This is a genomic window from Siculibacillus lacustris (genome assembly GCF_004328075.1).
GTDB lineage: Bacteria > Pseudomonadota > Alphaproteobacteria > Rhizobiales > Ancalomicrobiaceae > Siculibacillus > Siculibacillus lacustris.
On the sequence record NZ_SJFN01000017.1, the window covers coordinates 35660 to 51649 of the forward strand.

A 15990-nucleotide genomic window follows, 5' to 3' on the forward strand; every position below is an offset into this window, starting at 1 on the left:
CGGTGCGGACTCCCGCACCGTCTTTTCCGGAGTCTCGTCCCGATGTCCGCTCTCGCCGCCGCCCGTTCCGCCGTTCTCGCCGCCGTCCTCGCCTCGGTCGCCGCCCTGCCGGCCTTCGCCGCCGGAGCCTCGACGGAAGCCGAAGCGGCCCGCGATCAGGTCCGCCGTCTCGTCCTCGACAGCTGCGTCTATACCGAATCGGCCAAAGACGTGGTCAAGAAGGACAAGATCGTCGACGCCTGCCAGTGCGCCGCGACCCGCGCCCTGAAGGGGATCAAGACGGAAGAGTTCACGCCGATCGCCGAATCCAAGAACGTGCCCGATGCGTGGCTGACCGCCGCCGGCGAAGCCTACGCCGCCTGCCTGCGCTGAGGCACGGCGCATCCGCCATCGGTCTCGGCGTCACAGCGGCGCGATCAACGCGCCGTCGCCGCCGGCGCCGGTGGTGATGACCCGCTCGCGGCCCTCGCCGTCGACCACCACCCGCGCCGCGCCGCTCGCCACCCGGGCGAGCGCCAGGGGATAGATGCGGTGCTCCTGCACCAGCACCCGCGCGGCCAAAGTCTCGGGCGTATCGTCGTCGAGCACCGGCACCGCCGCCTGGACGATGATCGGCCCGACGTCCATCTCCGGCCGGACGAAATGCACCGTGCAGCCGGTGATCTTGACGCCGTCGGCGAGGGCGCGAGCATGGGTGTGCAGGCCCTTGTAGGCGGGCAGCAGCGCCGGGTGGATGTTGATCAGGCGATCGGGCCAGCGCTCGATGAACCACGGCGTGAGCAGCCGCAGGAAGCCGGCCAGCGCCACGATCTCGACGCCGTGCGCCTCGAGCACCGCCTGCACCGCCTCTTCGAATGACCGCCGGTCGGGGTAGGCCTTGTGATCGACCACCGCGGTGGCGATTCCGGCGGCCTGCGCCTTGGCGAGCCCGCCGGCGTCGGCGCGGTTCGACACCACCACGACGATCTCGGCCGGGTGATCGGGAGCGCGTGCCGCGGCGATCAGCGCCGCCATGTTGGAGCCGCCGCCGGAGATCAGCACGCCGACCCGTCGACGGGCCGGCGCCGGATCGCCCGCCCTCACGACGCCGACCAGGCGAGGTCGAGCTTGCCGCGGGTGTCGACCCAGGCGCGCTTGCCGTGTTCGACCGCGTCGCGGCCCGAGCCGTCCTGCAGCCAGCCGAGAGTCACGCAACGCTCGCCCATGCCGCGCAGCGCCTCGGAAATGTCGTGGGCCTTGTCGGCCTCGACCACCAGCACCATGCCGATGCCGCAGTTGAAGGTGCGCAGCATCTCCTGCGGCTCGATGTGGCCGATCGTCGCCATCCAGCGGAACACCGCCGGCACCGCACAGGCGTAGAGATCGATCTCGGCGACGCAGAGGTCGGGCAGCACCCGCGGCATGTTCTCGAGGAAGCCCCCGCCGGTGATGTGGGCCATCGCCTTGATGCCGCCGACGGTGCGGATCGTCTCGAGGATCGGCTTGACGTAGAGCTTGGTCGGGGTCAGCAGGGCGCGGGCGAGCGAGGTGCCCGGCTGGAACGGCGCCTCGTCGTCCCAGGCGAGCCCTGCCTCGCGGACCAGACGACGGACCAGCGAATAGCCGTTGGAATGGACGCCCGAGGAACCGATGCCGAGCAGCACGTCGCCGGGGCCGGTGTTCTTCTTCGGCAGCACGTCCTCGCGTTCGACCGCACCGACCGCGAAGCCCGCGAGGTCGTAGTCGCCGGCCGCGTACATGTCCGGCATCTCGGCGGTCTCGCCGCCGATCAGCGCGCAGCCGGACTGCCGGCAGCCCTCGGCGATGCCTTCGATGACCTTGGCCGCGACGTCGAGATCGAGCTTGCCGCAGGCAAAATAGTCGAGGAAGAACAAGGGCTCGGCGCCCTGGACGACGAGATCGTTGACGCTCATCGCGACGAGGTCGATGCCGATCGTCTCGTGCAGGCCGGTCTCGATGGCGATCTTCAGCTTGGTGCCGACGCCGTCGTTGGCGGCGACCAGCACCGGATCGCGATAGCCGCAGGCCTTGAGATCGAACAGACCGCCGAAGCCGCCGATGTCGCTGTCGGCGCCGAGCCGGCGCGTCGCCTTGACGATCGGTGCGATCCGCGACACCAGCGCGTTGCCGGCCCCGACGTCGACCCCCGCCTGAGCATAGGTCCAACCGTTCTTCGCATCGGTCATGGTGGCAGATCCCCGCACGTTGCCTCGACCGCGGGAATGGACGATCGGCCGCCGATTTGCAAGCCCACAACAGGTCGAGCGGCATCGGCGCCGCCGTCGATCGCCCCGCCCGGCGGCGCCCGGCGACGCGGAATTCGACCCGCCGGCGACACAAATCGTCGCCCCGCGGGCTTGCGGCCGCGTTGCCCCTTGGGTTCGGCCGTCCGAAGGGCCACATTGAGAGGCGAAGGGGGGCAAAGGGCGATCGGGAGGCGCCGCGATGCGATCCAACGTCACGATTCCCAACATGATCTCCCTGTTCCGGCTGGTGCTGGTGCCCGTCGCCATCGACGCGCTGGTCGCCGGGCGCTTCGACGTGGCGTTCTGGGTGTTCCTGATCGCCGGTCTGTCCGACGGGGTCGACGGTTGGATCGCCCGCTGCTTCGATCAACGGTCCGAACTCGGCGCCCATCTCGATCCGGTCGCCGACAAGGCGCTGCTCGTCTCGATCTTCGTCACCCTCGGCATCTTCGGCACCTTGCCGGGCTGGTTGGTGCTGGTGGTGGTGACCCGCGACGTGGCGATCGTCGGGGCGATCGTCTTGTCCTGGATGCTCGGCCGCCGGGTGCCGATCCGCCCCAGCCTGGTCTCCAAGGCCAACACCTCCGCCCAGATCGCCTTCGTCGCCCTGGTGCTCGGCTCGCGCGCCTTCCAGATCGACGTCGGCCGGCTGTGGGATGTGGGGGCGTTGGTGGTGGCGGTCTTGACCGTCGTCTCCGGGACCTCCTATGTCCTGGGCTGGTTGCGGATCATGTCGTCGAACCCGGGCGATCCCGGGCGCCCGGGCTGAGCCCGCGGCAGCCCCCCGAGCGGAGTGACGTAACGTGACACTCGGTCGCCAACTCGGATTCTGGCTCGGGACCCTCGCCGGGTTCCTCGCCTTTCTCTGGCTGTTCTCCGGCGTGCTTCTGCCCTTCGTCGCCGGCATCGCGCTCGCCTATCTGCTCGATCCGGTCGCCGATCGGCTCGAGCGCATCGGCGTGCCGCGCTGGGCCGCCGCCGCCGGCATCGTCCTCGGTCTGGTGGTCGCCCTGATCGTTCTGCTGATCCTGGTGGTGCCGCTGCTCGGCGCCCAGACCTCGGCGCTGATCGAGCGTGTCCCGAGCCTGATCGCCCGCGTCCAGGTGATGGTCGCGCCCTATTTCGACGGCCAGTTCGGCCGGCTGCTCGGCGGCGACACCAAGAACCTCTCCGGCGGCGTCACCGCTGCCCTGACCCAGGGCGCCAGCTGGGTCAGCGGCGTCGTCCAGTCGCTGTGGAACGGCGGTCAGGCGATCGTCTCGATCGTCTCGGTGCTGGTCATCTCGCCGGTGGTCGCCGCCTACATGCTGATCGACTGGGACCGCATGATCGCCCGCATCGACGGTTGGCTGCCGCGCCGCCATCGCGCCACGGTGCGCGGTCTCGCCGCCGAGATGAACGCCGCGGTGTCGGGCTTCGTCCGCGGTCAGGTCTCGGTGAGCGCCGCCATGGGCCTGTTCTACGGGCTCGGCCTCGCCCTGGTCGGGCTGGAGTTCGGCCTGCTGATCGGCCTGATGGCCGGCGTCCTCGGCATCATCCCCTATCTCGGTTTCGGCACCGGCCTGATCGTCGGGCTCGCCGTCGCGCTGGTGCAGTTCTGGCCGGATTGGCACGGCATCGCCCTGGTCGGCGCGGTCTTCGCCGCGGGACAGGCGCTCGAAGGCTGGGTGCTGACCCCCAACTGGGTCGGCCGCTCGGTCGGGCTGCATCCGGTCTGGCTGCTGTTCGCGCTGTTCGCCTTCGGCTCGCTGTTCGGCTTCGTCGGCATGCTGGTGGCGGTGCCGGCCGCCGCCTCGGTCGGCGTGCTCGCGCGGTTCGCCCTCGAGCAGTATCTGGCGAGCGGCCTCTACGCCGACGGCGACCCGGAGGGGATCCGCCACGATCCGGACGTGCCGCATGAGTGAGACGCCGGTGCAGTTGACCTTCGATCTGCCGCCGGCCACCCGGCGCGACCTCGCCGCCTGGGTGGTCTCGGAGGGCAACCGTGCCGCCTTCGAACTGGTGATGCGCTGGCCCGATTGGCCGAGCCGGGTGGTGCTGCTCATCGGTCCGGAGGGCGCCGGCAAGAGCCATCTCGCCGGCATCTTCGCCGAACGGGCGGGCGCCGCGGTGCTGGCGGCGTCGGATCTGTCGAGCGTCGATCCGCTCGGGCTCGCCGCTTCCGCCCCCCTGGTGATCGAGGACGCCGGCCCCGGGGTCGACGAACGCGCCCTGTTCCATCTCCTCAACGCCTTCGGGCAGGCCGACCGGGCGCTGCTGATCACCGCCCGCCGTCCGCCCGCCGGCTGGAACCTGAGCCTCGCCGATCTCGCCTCGCGGCTACGCGCCGCTACGCCGGTGGAACTCGCCGAGCCCGACGATCACCTGCTGGAAGCCGTGCTGGAGAAGCTCTTCGCCGATCGTCAGTGCGTGGTCGAGCCGGCGGTGGTGAATTTCCTGGCCCGGCGGATGGTACGCTCCTTCGCCGCCGCCCACCGGCTGGTCGACGCCCTCGATCGCGCGGCGCTCGCCGCCAAGGGGCCGATCACCCGCGCGGTCGCCGCCCGCGTCCTCGCCGAAGGCCACGACGGCGCTCCGCGACTGCCGGGACTGGACGAAGGCCGCGACGAAGAGAACAATCCGTCATGAAGCGCGCCTATGTAAGAGAATCGGTCGACCCGCCCATCGGCGAGAGGAGAATGCCCCGTGAACGTTCGTGCGCCGAAGCCCACTTTCGCCGAGGGTGAAGTCATTCCCGACATCGCCACGAGCCCCTATCGCTTCGTCAATCGCGAGCTCTCCTGGCTGGGTTTCAATCGCCGGGTGCTGGAGGAGACCGCCAACGCCGATCACCCCGTGCTCGAGCGCCTGCGCTTTCTGTCGATCTCGGCCAACAACCTCGACGAATTCTTCATGGTGCGCGTCTCCGGCCTGGTCGAGCAGCATCGCGCCGGCCTCCAGGCCCGCTCCGACGACGGGCTGACCCCGGCCGAGCAGCTCGCCGAGATCGACCATGCGGTCGCCTCGCTGACTGCCGAGCAGCAGCGCCTGTGGTGCGAATTGCGCGGCGATCTGACCGCCGCGGGGGTGACGCTGGTCGACGGCGACGGCCTCGAACCGGCCGAGCGTAGCTGGCTCGACGGCCATTTCCTCGCCCATATCTTCCCGATCCTGACGCCGCTCGCCTGCGATCCGGCCCATCCGTTCCCGTTCATCCCCAATCTCGGCTTCTCGCTGGTTCTCGACCTCGCCCGGGTCGGCGGCGGCGAGGGGATGACGGCGCTGATCCGCATGCCCTCGACGCTGACCCGCTTCATCGAACTGCCGACGCCGGAAGGCGCGCGCGGGGCCCGCCGCTTCATCGCCCTCGAGACGGTGGTGCGTCTGTGCATCGGCGGGTTGTTCCCCGGCTACGTGGTCAATGCCGAGGGTGCCTTCCGGGTGATCCGCGACAGCGACATCGAAATCGAGGAAGAGGCCGAAGACCTCGTCCGGGTGTTCGAGAGCATGCTGAAGCGCCGCCGCCGCGGTTCGGTGATCCGGCTGGAGATCGAATCGTCGACGCCGGAGAAGCTGCGCGCCTTCGTCGCCGAATCGCTGATGGTCGAACCCGACGGGATCTTCCTGGTCGACGGCCTGCTGGCGCTCAACGAGCTGTCGCAACTGGTCGGCGTCGATCGGCCGGAGCTGAAGTTCGTGCCCTACGAGCCGCGGTTTCCCGAGCGCATCCGCGAATTCGGCGGCGACTGTTTCGCGGCGATCAAGGCCAAGGACTTCGTCGTCCATCACCCCTACGAGAGCTTCGATGTCGTCGTGCAGTATCTGATGCAGGCGGCGCGCGACCCGGACGTGGTGGCGATCAAGCAGACGCTCTACCGCACCTCCAAGGACAGCCCGATCGTCAAGGCGCTGTCGGAAGCCGCGGAAGCCGGCAAGTCGGTGACTGCGGTCGTCGAGCTCAAGGCGCGCTTCGACGAAGAGGCCAACATCCGCTGGGCGCGCGACCTGGAGCGGGCCGGCGTGCAGGTGGTGTTCGGCTTCATGGAGCTGAAGACCCACGGCAAATTGTCGATGGTGGTGCGCCGCGAGCAGGGGCAATTGGCCACCTACTGCCACATCGGCACCGGCAACTACCACCCGATCACCGCGCGCATCTACACCGACCTCAGCTATTTCACCGCCGATCCGGCGATCGGCCGCGACGTCGCGCGGATCTTCAACTTCATCACCGGCTACGCCCAGCCGCAGGAGCTGGAGCGGCTGGCGGTCAGCCCGCTGTCGGTGCGCTCGCGCATCGTCGACCACATCGACGCCGAGATCGAACACGCCAAGGCCGGCCGCCCGGCCCAGATCTGGATGAAGATCAACAGCCTGGTCGATGCCCAGATCATCGACAAGCTCTACGAGGCGAGCCGTGCCGGGGTCTCGGTCGACATCATCGCCCGCGGCATCTGCTGCCTGCGGCCGGGGGTGCCGGGGCTTTCCGACAACATTCGCGCGAAGTCGATCGTCGGCCGTTTCCTCGAGCACAGCCGGGTGTTCTGCTTCGGCAACGGCCATGGCCTTCCCTCGGCCGAAGCGATCGTCTACATCGGGTCTGCGGACATGATGCCGCGCAATCTCGATCGCCGCGTGGAAGTGCTGGCGCCGCTCACCAACCCGACCGTCCACCAACAGGTCCTCGAACAGATCCTGGTCGCCAACCTGAAGGACAACCAGCAGAGCTGGCGCCTCCTTCCCGACGGTGGTCACGAGCGCATCCGCCCGGCGGAGGGGGAACAGCCCTTCAACGCCCACAAGTTCTTCATGACCAACCCGTCGTTGTCAGGCCGTGGAAAATCCTCCAAGTCCGTCCAGCCGCGTAACATCGTCCGTGCCCCGCGTTCGTGACGCGGGGTCGGAGACGCTCGTCTCCGACCCGCGCGCCGCCGGGCGACTGGCCGGTTACGGTCCGGTCGCGGTCATCGACATCGGCTCCAACTCGGTCCGCCTCGTGGTCTACGAGCGGCTGACCCGTTCGCCGACGGTGGTGTTCAACGAGAAGGTCCTGGCCGGGCTCGGCAAGGGCCTGTCCAAGACCGGCCATCTCGCCGAGGCCTCGCTGCGTCAGGCGCTGGCCGCGGTGAAGCGCTTCAAGCACATCGCCGATCAGGCCGGCGCCGTGTCGCTGCACGTGCTGGCCACCGCCGCCGCCCGCGAAGCCGCCAACGGCCCGCCCTTCGTCGCCGAATTGGAACGCATCTGCGGCGTGCCGATCTCGCTGCTGACCGGCGCCGACGAGGCGCGGCTCGCCGCGCTCGGCATCGTCTCCGGCATGTGGCAGACCGACGGGGTCGCCGGCGATCTCGGTGGCGGGTCGCTCGAACTGGTCGACATCCGCGGCGACGTGATCGGCGAGGGCCTGACCTATCCGCTCGGCGGCATCCGCCTGTCGGAATCCGCCGACGGCTCGATCCGCCGCGCCGAGCGCATCGCCCAGCAGGTGCTGGAGACCTCGCCGACCCTCGAGAATTTGGCCGGCCGGTCGTTCTACGCGGTCGGCGGCACCTGGCGGTCGCTCGCCAAGCTGCACATGCATCAGACCGACTATCCGCTGCACGTGATGCAGAACTACGCGATCCCGGCGGACGAGGCGCTCGAGCTGTGCCGGCTGGTCGGCCGCGGCGCCGTCGACGCCCTGCCGCGGATCGAGACGATCTCCAAACAGCGCCGCGACCTGTTGCCCTACGGCGCCGTGGTGCTCGCCCAGGTGATCCGCGCCGGCCGGCCGAAGGAGATCGTCCTGTCGGCCCTTGGGCTGCGCGAAGGCCATCTCTACGAGCTCCTCGACGGCACCGAGCGCGCCCGCGATCCGCTGATCGAGGCGGCGCGCGAGCTCGCCTTCCTGCGCTCGCGCTCGCCCGCTCACACTGCGGAGATGGGTCCCTGGACGGCCGGCGTGTTCGACGCCATGGGCATCGACGAGACCGTCGAGGAGGAACGTCTGCGGCTCGCCGCCTGCCATCTCGTCGACATCGGCTGGCGGGCGCATCCCGACTATCGCGGCGAGCAGAGCCTCAACATCATCGCCCATGCCGCCTTCATCGGCGTCGACCATCCCGGCCGCGCCTATCTGGCGCTCGCCAACTACTATCGCCACATGGGCCTGATCGACGACGCCCTGTCGCCGCGCATCGGCATGCTGGCGCCGCCGCGGCTGCGCGATCGCGCCCGCGCCCTCGGCGCCGCCTTCCGAGTCGCCTTCGTGCTGTCGGCGGCGATGCCCGGCATCGTGCCGACCACCACCATCGAACGCCGCGGCGACTTCCTGGTCCTCGACCTGCCCGGGCGGCTCGCCGATCTCGACGGCGAGGTGCTGCAGCGCCGCTTCCGGCAATTGGCCCGCCTCGCCGGGCTCGACGTCGCGATCCGCACCTCATGAGCCGCCGCGACGACCTGCGCCGGCCCGAAGAGCTGGTCGCGGCGGGACTGATCGATCCGACGCGGCTCACTGAGATCGCCCGGGTCGCCGAGCGCTTCGCCCTGGCGATCACCGCGCCGGTCCTCGACCTGATCGATCCCGACGATCCGAACGATCCGATCGCCCGCCAGTTCGTGCCGTCGGAGGAGGAGCTCGCCGCCGCGACGGACGAGGTCGCCGACCCGATCGGCGACGGCCCCTATACGGTGATGCCCGGGCTGACCCATCGCTATCCCGACCGGGTGCTGCTCAAGCCGACCCATCTCTGCCGGGTCTATTGCCGCTTCTGCTTCCGCCGCGAGACGGTCGGCCACGGCGAAACGACCCTGTCGGAGGCCGAAATCGACGCGGCGATCGCCCATGTCGCGGCTCGGCCCGAGATCTTCGAGGTGATCCTGACCGGCGGCGATCCGCTGGTGCTGTCCGACCGCCGGCTGGCGGCGATCCTCGATCGGCTGGAAGCGGTGCCCCATGTCGAGGTCGTGCGGTTCCATTCGCGGGTGCCGGTGGTCGACCCGGAGCGGATCACGCCGGAGACCGCCCGGTCGATGCGCCGGCGCTTCGCCACCTGGATGGTGATCCACGTCGATCATCCCCGCGAATTGACCCCCGGGGCGGCGGCGGCGATCGGCCGGCTGGTCGACGCCGGCGTTCCGGTCCTCGCCCAGACCACGCTGCTCGCCGGGGTCAACGACGATGCCGCGGTGCTGGAGGCGTTGTTCCGCCGCCTCGTGGCGCTGCGGGTCAAACCCTACTACCTCCATCATCTCGACCGCGCCGAGGGTACCGCCCGGTTCCGCACGCCGGTCGCCGCGGGCCAAGCGCTGATGCACGCCTTGCGCGGTCGACTGACCGGCATCGCCCAGCCGACCTATGTCCTCGACATCCCCGGCGGCGCCGGCAAGGTGCCGATCGGCCCGACCTGGATCGTCCCGGAACCGGCCGATCCCGCCGCTGATCCGGCCGTCGCGGCGCCCGAGGGCGCGCCTCGCCGCTGGTGCGTCGAAGACCCTGCGGGCCGGCACCACGACTACGAAGATTGATCGACATCGCGACACGGTGTCGCAGGGGCCTGTCCGAGGCCGAATCGGCTGTGCCCACCATGAGTTGGCTACGCGGCGGAAAGGCAAATACAAACTCGGCGAATCTGCCACATACGTAATACCCCGCTCCCTGGGGCCGACCCTGCTCGTTAAGGTCTCGTCAACGATCGCGAGGACCGCGCTTTCGGGCCGGCGACGATCGGTGGTTCTGGGGAGGATCACATGTTGCGTGCGCTGACGGTCGGTTTCCTGGTGGTGGGGCTGGGGGGAGCGGCCATCGCCGCCGATGTGCCGAGTGGCCCGCTCGCCGCTCCGGTGGCGGTTCCGGGCGGCTTCGACTGGACCGGTTTCTATTTCGGCGCCCAGGTGGGCGCGGGTTGGGGCTCCTCGTCCTGGACCACCCCGAGCACCCGCTATTCGATCGATTGGGACCAGCGTGGCTTCTTCGGCGGCCTCCATGCCGGTTACAACCGGCAGGTCGGCGCCTTCGTTCTCGGCGTCCAGGGTGACGTCGACTTCGCCGGTCTCGACGGCGACAAGCGCGACGTGAACTACAACGTGCGGTTCAAAACCGACCAGAACTGGCTCGCGTCGATCGACCTCAGGGCCGGCTGGGCGCTCGACCGCACCCTGATCTACGGCATCGGCGGCGCGGCCTTCACCACCGCGAGCCATTCGATCGCCAACCTCTCGGGTGTGCCCTCGCACCAATACGACGGCAACCGCATCGGCTGGAACCTCGGCGGCGGCGCCGAATATGCGCTCGATCCGAAATGGTCGTTGCGCGCCGAATATCGCTACACCGATTTCGGCAAGGCGGACTTCGCCCAGGTGCAGATGGGCAGCGGCGTGGTCTACGCCCACGACTATTCGGTTCGCGCCCAGACCGTCCGCGCCGGCGTCTCGTATCACTTCTGAACCGCCGGTGGTGCGGCTGCGACGTGCCGAGCCTCGGACCGATTTCGGCACGAGGCTCGGGAGGTCCACACGGGACGACCGCCGCAGATCACCGATCAGACGGCGCGGACCCGGGCGAGGAACCGTTCGACCTCGTCCTTCAGGCGATCGGATTGACCGTTCAGGGCGGTCGACGCCGTCAGAACGTGGTTCGCCGCGGCATCGGTGTCGCCGGCCGCACGCGTCACTTCGGCGATGTTGCTCGACACCTCCATGGTGCCGGTCGAGGCCTGCTGGACGTTGCGGGCGATCTCGCCGGTCGCGGTCAGCTGCTGCTTCACCGCGTCGCCGATCGATTCGCCGATCGTGTGCATCTCGCGGATGGTTTCGCCGATGCCGCGGATCGCCTCCACCGAGGCTTCGGTGGCGACCTGGATCTCGTTGATCTGCGAAGAGATCTCGGCGGTGGCGCGCGAGGTCTGCTCGGCGAGTTGTTTGACCTCGGATGCGACCACCGCGAAGCCGCGGCCGGCGACTCCGGCGCGGGCCGCCTCTATCGTCGCATTGAGGGCGAGGAGATTGGTCTGGGCCGCGATGTCGTTGATCAGGCCGGTGACCGCACCGATCTTCTGGGCCGACTGCACGAGCATTTGGACCTTGCCGTTGGTCGCGTCGGCATCGGTGACGGCGCGCGCCGCGAGGCCGCTCGACTGCGACACCCGGCGCCCGATCTCGCGCACCGATTGGGTCAGTTCCTCCGCCGCCGCGGCGACGGTGTTGACGTTGGCGGAGGCCTGTTCGGCCGCCGCCGAGACGGTCAGCGACTGACGCGCCGTCGCATCGGCATTGACCGTCAGGGTCTTCGCCGCGCCCTGCAACTGGCCGGAGGCCGAGGTCACCGTCGCGACGATGCCACCGACCGCCGCTTCGAAGCCGGCGGCGAGATCCTGCATGGTGGACCGCCGTTCGTGGGCGTTCAGTTCGACCGCCGCCGCGCGCTCCTCTTCGAGGCGCCGCTTGTCGATGCCGGCGGTGCGGAACACCAGCGCGGTGCGTGCCACGTCGCCGACCTCGTCCCGCCGTTCGGTCTCGGAGATCTCGACCTCGAAACGGCCGGCCGCCAGGGCCTGGAGCACCGCCGTGATGCGGCCGATCGGCCGGACGATGCCGAACTGGGCGACGGCCAGACCGATGAGCACGCCGCCGGCCACACCGAGCACCGAGACGATGGTCATCAGCCACGACGATTGCCGGTATTCGCCGGCCTGGGCCTGTGACAGAGCGGTGATGCGGGCGCCGACGTCGTCGGTGAGCCCCTTGATCGCGCGGCGCAACTTTTCCACCGCGGCGTCGCTGCGATCGGCGGAGGCGCGCGCCGCACTGCCGGCGCCCGTCGATCCGGCACTCGCGGTGACGGTCGCATCGAGCGAGCGGGCGTAGTCTTCCCAGATGCGGGCGACTTCGGCGACCTTGTCGCGACGGGAGTCGCCGACCAGGCCGGCGAGCAGATCGAGCCGTTGGCGGACCAGTTTGGTCTCCGACTCGATCATCTTGCGGGCCGCCGCAGTCTTTTCGGCGCGCGTGTCGGTGACGAGATCGATTTCGGCGCGGTTGATCGCCAACACGTTCGCGGCGACTCGCGTCGCCACCAGCGAGGCCTCGGACAGGCCCTCCATCTGCGTGCCGGTCTCGCTCAGGCTCCGCAGCGCGGCGATGCCGTGCCAGGTGACGAAGCCGTCGATGGCGCAGAGCAGCGCGATGATGGCCAGGATCTTGGGAAGGATACGAATGTTCGACAGAAAGGACATGGTCACCCTCGTGGAGCCTTCGGCACGGCGGGATCCCGGGCGCGACGTCCGGCGATCGCACTGCGCGGCAGACGCGGTCGGTACCGACCCCGTGCGTCGACGGAGCCCGGCTGTCGACGACGTGAAGTCAAACACGACGCGACTTGACGGTCGGTTAAAATATTTCGAGATCATCGATGATGATCTGTTCGGCAATTCTTGTATTTGAAAAAGCAATGACACCAAAAGCTGAGCTTATGGAAGTCGTCGGCACGACGCTCCCGACGCGGCACGAACCACCGCCGGCGTCGTCTCGGCGCGGCCACAGCGCCAGACCGCCGTGCTTGAGCTTCAGGGCTTCCGCCCCGAACAGCTCGCGCCGCCAACCCTTCAGCGCCGGCACGTCGGCCTCGTCGTCGGCGGCGATCGCCTCGAGCTCGTCGACGGTGGCGACCACCTTGGAGGCGACGGCGTTCTTCTCGCAGACCAGCTTGAGCAGCACCTTCATCAGATCGACCGCGGCGCCGGCGCCTTCCGGCACCGGTTTGCCGCGCGGGATCGACGGCAGCTGTTCCTTGGGGATTGCCAGCGCCCGGCGGACGCAGGCGAGGATCTCTTCGCCGGCCCGCGAGCGCTCATAGCCCTTGGACAGCGAACGCAGATTGGCCAGCGCCGAAGCCTCCTTGGGCTGATCGGCGGCGATCTCGAAGATCGTCTCGTCCTTCAGCACCCGCGAGCGCGGCACGTCGCGGGCCCGCGCCTCGGTCTCGCGCCAGGCGGCGAGCTCCTTGAGGATGGCGAGTTCGATCGGCTTGCGCACCCGGAGCTTCAGTCGTTCCCAGGCGTTCTCGGGCTTGAGGTCGTAGGTCTCCGGCGAGGTCAGGACCTCCATCTCCTCGGCGACCCAGTCGGCCCGGCCCTGCTCTTCGAGGCGCTTGGCGAGATGGTGGTAGACGTCGCGCAGATGGGTCACGTCGGAGAGCGCGTAGTCGAACTGCTTCTCGGTCAGCGGCCGCCGCGTCCAGTCGGTGAAGCGCGACGACTTGTCGATGTGGGCGCCGGTGATCCGCGCCACCAACTGGTCGTAGGAAATCGAATCGCCGAAGCCGCAGAYCATCGCCGCGACCTGGGTGTCGAACACCGGATGGGGGACGAAGCCGCCGAGGTTGTAGACGATCTCGATGTCCTGGCGTCCCGAATGGAACACCTTCATCACCGCCTCGTTGCGCATCAGGTCGAGGAACGGCGTCATGTCGAGCCCCTCGGCGAGGGCGTCGACGACCACCGCCGTGTCGGGTCCGGCGAGTTGGACGACACAGAGTTTCGGCCAGAAGGTGGTCTCCCGCAGGAACTCGGTGTCCACCGCCACATAGGGGTGGGCAGAAAGGCTGCGACAGGCGGCGGCGAGGTCTTCGGTCTTGGTGATCGGCTGCATGGGAAGGGTCTATAGCGCGCTTCGCGCGACTTGTCGCGGGGGCAGGGCTCACCGTTTCGTCGCCCCCGGCACGCGGCCCGGTCGGGGCCGAACGGCGCGACCCGCACCGGGCGGCGTCAGGCGAGGTGAAAGCCGATCTCGGCGAAGCGGCGCTTGACCGCCTCGCGGCGATTGGCGGCCGGTGTCGCGAGGTGGAGATCGCCGATCGGCAGCACGTATCCGAACGGCGCGCCCTCGTGGCCGCCGCGATCCTGCCAATAGCTGTCGTAGTCGGCGAGCTTGAGCAGGCGGCGGCGTTGGCGGCGGCGGTTGATGACGTGGGTGGCGTTGGAGACCGCGTAGAGCTCCTGAGCGCCCATCCGCGCCGCCAGCCCCTTGAGCACCAGGAGCAGGGCGTCCTTGGGCCGCAGCCCGCCGAGATCGCGGGTGGCGGCGACCATCGCCGCCTTGGCGTCGTCGAGGCCGGAGCCCTGGAGGCCGCCGATCACCACCGTCGAGCGGCCGCGACCGGAACGATAGAGGGTGAAGGTCACCCGGAACAGCGGCCGCGGCAGCGTGCCGTCGGAGATCGCGACGGTCAGTTCGCCCTCGTGGCGGGCACCGGCGCAATCGGCGCGACACAGATCCACCCGATAGACGGCACGCTTGCCTTCGATCCGGGCGATCGCCACCGTGTCGCCGTTCCACAGCGCCCGGCGCAGGTCCTGTCCGAAATAGGCTTCGGCGACGAACAGATGGTTGCGCAGCAGGGCAATGGTGCGGTCGGGGCTGGCGCCGTGGACCAGATGGGTCGACAGCGACTTGCGCACCACGTCGAGCGGCGGCGCGCCCAGCCCATATTTGACGCCGTAATATTCGAGGAAGCGGATCCAGCGGATGGTCGCGCGGAAATAGATCATCGCCCGCAGCACGAACACCACGCAGCGCTTCGGCGTCGAATGCCGCGCCAGGGCCACCGCATATCGAAAGATCGACGCGAATGCCGCTGCACAGCCCCCGCTCGCGATAGTCCGCAGGCGTTCGGCACCACCGATGGTCACCGGCGAAGAAGGTACCGGCTCGGCGGTCGGGGAGTGGGACATCCGGAGATACATGCGGGCTCGATCGTTCTTCTGTCGCGGCCTCGACCGCTCGGCGACCTGTCCCGCCGCGAGGGATCGGTGCGGCGGGCTCGCTCGGCTTCTACAGGATCACATTCCCCGGGGGGAGCGGAAAATCAGAATGATTCGAATTGTCGTCGAATTTCGATCGTTTCCGCACTGCGTGCACGGCATTCGCGCTATGGAGCGCGAAGATGATCGAGACGGCGGCGCCCGGGCGTGTGCCGAAGGCGGGACGGGGTACGATGACGGCGAATGTGACGCTCTTGGGGACCTTCGGCGCCGGCGTGCTGTCCTTCGTCTCGCCCTGCGTCCTGCCCCTGGTGCCGCCCTACCTGGCCTTCATCGCCGGGGCGAGCCTCGACGAACTGGCCGGCGTCGGCTTCGATGCGGCGCGGCGACGCATCTTCGCTTCGGCGCTGGCCTTCGTCGCCGGCTTCTCGACGGTGTTCGTGGCGCTCGGCGCCTCGGCCTCGGTGTTCGGGCAGCTGATCCATCGCCACTTCGAGACCCTGTCGCTGGTCGCGGGGTTCGCGGTGATCGTGATGGGTCTGCATTTCCTCGGCCTGTTCCGGATCCCGCTGCTCTACCGCGAAGCGCGGGTCACCGTCACCCGCCGCCCGGCCGGGCCGATCGGCGCCTATGGCATCGGGCTCGCCTTCGGCTTCGGCTGGACGCCGTGCATCGGACCGGTGCTGGCGGCGATCCTCGGCATCGCCGCCGGTCGCGACACGGTCGGGGAGGGCGCCGGGTTGCTGGCGGTCTATGCCGCCGGGCTCGGCGTGCCGTTCCTGGTCGCCGCCGCTTTTTCACAGCCGTTCATGGTGATGATGCGCCGATTCCGCGCCCATATGGGCCGGGTCGAACAGGTGACCGGCGGGCTCCTGGTGCTCACCGGCGTCGCCTTTCTCACCGACGGCTTCCAGCGGGTGTCGTTCTGGCTGATCGAGACCTTCCCGATCCTGTCCGACATCGGCTGAGCGACGCCGCCGGACACGGCAGTCGCGCGAGCCGGCCCCCGACGGGCCGGGCCGGCCGGTGCT

At 69.3% G+C, this 15990-nt stretch carries 14 protein-coding genes; 9 read left to right on the plus strand and 5 right to left on the minus strand.

What is annotated here, in order from left to right:
• Nucleotides 1–42 precede the first annotated feature (42 nt).
• Nucleotides 43–372, plus strand: coding sequence for a hypothetical protein (locus tag EYW49_RS12440; RefSeq protein ID WP_131309905.1), 330 nt, complete (start codon nt 43–45; stop codon nt 370–372).
• A gap of 30 nt (nt 373–402) precedes the next feature.
• Here EYW49_RS12440 and purN read toward each other — a convergent pair whose 3' ends face one another.
• Nucleotides 403–1041 (minus strand): phosphoribosylglycinamide formyltransferase, encoded by a 639-nt coding sequence (gene purN, locus EYW49_RS12445; RefSeq protein ID WP_265937396.1) that lies wholly within the window; start codon nt 1039–1041, stop codon nt 403–405.
• Nucleotides 1042–1079: 38 nt separating this feature from the next.
• A complete protein-coding gene (gene purM / locus EYW49_RS12450) occupies nt 1080–2186 on the minus strand; it encodes a phosphoribosylformylglycinamidine cyclo-ligase (protein WP_131309906.1) in 1107 nt (368 codons plus the stop codon).
• Between the two features lie 259 nt (nt 2187–2445).
• On the opposite strand from purM, the gene EYW49_RS12455 reads away from it, so the two are divergent.
• The 7 genes from EYW49_RS12455 (at nt 2446) to EYW49_RS12485 (ending at nt 10646) form a co-directional block, all read left to right on the plus strand.
• Complete coding sequence (locus EYW49_RS12455; RefSeq protein WP_131309907.1) at nt 2446–3015, plus strand: CDP-alcohol phosphatidyltransferase family protein; 570 nt, start codon at nt 2446–2448, stop codon at nt 3013–3015.
• Nucleotides 3016–3049: 34 nt separating this feature from the next.
• Nucleotides 3050–4150, plus strand: a complete 1101-nt coding sequence (locus EYW49_RS12460) for an AI-2E family transporter (RefSeq protein WP_131309908.1) — start codon at nt 3050–3052, stop codon at nt 4148–4150.
• A complete protein-coding gene (locus tag EYW49_RS12465) occupies nt 4143–4874 on the plus strand; it encodes a P-loop NTPase family protein (RefSeq protein WP_131309909.1) in 732 nt (243 codons plus the stop codon). The genes EYW49_RS12460 and EYW49_RS12465 overlap by 8 nt, the downstream gene beginning before the upstream one ends.
• A gap of 57 nt (nt 4875–4931) precedes the next feature.
• Nucleotides 4932–7115: an RNA degradosome polyphosphate kinase gene (locus EYW49_RS12470; RefSeq protein WP_206365459.1), complete on the plus strand. Its 2184-nt coding sequence runs from the start codon at nt 4932–4934 to the stop codon at nt 7113–7115.
• Complete coding sequence (locus tag EYW49_RS12475; protein ID WP_131309910.1) at nt 7099–8646, plus strand: Ppx/GppA family phosphatase; 1548 nt, start codon at nt 7099–7101, stop codon at nt 8644–8646. The genes EYW49_RS12470 and EYW49_RS12475 overlap by 17 nt, the downstream gene beginning before the upstream one ends.
• Nucleotides 8643–9728, plus strand: a complete 1086-nt coding sequence (locus EYW49_RS12480) for a lysine-2,3-aminomutase-like protein (RefSeq protein WP_131309911.1) — start codon at nt 8643–8645, stop codon at nt 9726–9728. Before EYW49_RS12475 ends, EYW49_RS12480 begins: the two co-directional genes overlap by 4 nt.
• 222 nt (nt 9729–9950) lie before the next feature.
• Nucleotides 9951–10646: an outer membrane protein gene (locus EYW49_RS12485; RefSeq protein ID WP_131309912.1), complete on the plus strand. Its 696-nt coding sequence runs from the start codon at nt 9951–9953 to the stop codon at nt 10644–10646.
• Nucleotides 10647–10741: 95 nt separating this feature from the next.
• Here EYW49_RS12485 and EYW49_RS12490 read toward each other — a convergent pair whose 3' ends face one another.
• The 3 genes from EYW49_RS12490 to EYW49_RS12500 form a co-directional block, all read right to left on the minus strand.
• The gene (locus tag EYW49_RS12490; RefSeq protein WP_165498225.1) at nt 10742–12433 is read right to left on the minus strand and encodes a methyl-accepting chemotaxis protein; all 1692 of its coding nucleotides are present in this window, start codon (nt 12431–12433) and stop codon (nt 10742–10744) included.
• A gap of 154 nt (nt 12434–12587) precedes the next feature.
• A complete protein-coding gene (gene rnd, locus EYW49_RS12495) occupies nt 12588–13847 on the minus strand; it encodes a ribonuclease D (protein WP_131309914.1) in 1260 nt (419 codons plus the stop codon).
• Between the two features lie 116 nt (nt 13848–13963).
• The gene (locus EYW49_RS12500; protein ID WP_165498226.1) at nt 13964–14803 is read right to left on the minus strand and encodes a DUF535 family protein; all 840 of its coding nucleotides are present in this window, start codon (nt 14801–14803) and stop codon (nt 13964–13966) included.
• Nucleotides 14804–15192: 389 nt separating this feature from the next.
• On the opposite strand from EYW49_RS12500, the gene EYW49_RS12505 reads away from it, so the two are divergent.
• Nucleotides 15193–15927, plus strand: coding sequence for a cytochrome c biogenesis CcdA family protein (locus EYW49_RS12505; RefSeq protein WP_131309916.1), 735 nt, complete (start codon nt 15193–15195; stop codon nt 15925–15927).
• The last annotated feature ends 63 nt before the right edge of the window (nt 15928–15990 follow it).

Excerpts from the sequence above, each read along its gene's own strand:
- EYW49_RS12465 (WP_131309909.1), top strand. The coding sequence starts at position 4,143 with ATGAGTGAGACGCCGGTGCAGTTGACCTTCGATCTGCCGCCGGCCACC.
- EYW49_RS12485 (WP_131309912.1), top strand. The coding sequence starts at position 9,951 with ATGTTGCGTGCGCTGACGGTCGGTTTCCTGGTGGTGGGGCTGGGGGGA.
- EYW49_RS12455 (WP_131309907.1), top strand. The coding sequence starts at position 2,446 with ATGCGATCCAACGTCACGATTCCCAACATGATCTCCCTGTTCCGGCTG.
- EYW49_RS12505 (WP_131309916.1), top strand. The coding sequence starts at position 15,193 with ATGACGGCGAATGTGACGCTCTTGGGGACCTTCGGCGCCGGCGTGCTG.
- purM (WP_131309906.1), bottom strand. The coding sequence starts at position 2,186 with ATGACCGATGCGAAGAACGGTTGGACCTATGCTCAGGCGGGGGTCGAC.
- EYW49_RS12480 (WP_131309911.1), top strand. The coding sequence starts at position 8,643 with ATGAGCCGCCGCGACGACCTGCGCCGGCCCGAAGAGCTGGTCGCGGCG.
- EYW49_RS12490 (WP_165498225.1), bottom strand. The coding sequence starts at position 12,433 with ATGTCCTTTCTGTCGAACATTCGTATCCTTCCCAAGATCCTGGCCATC.
- EYW49_RS12440 (WP_131309905.1), top strand. The coding sequence starts at position 43 with ATGTCCGCTCTCGCCGCCGCCCGTTCCGCCGTTCTCGCCGCCGTCCTC.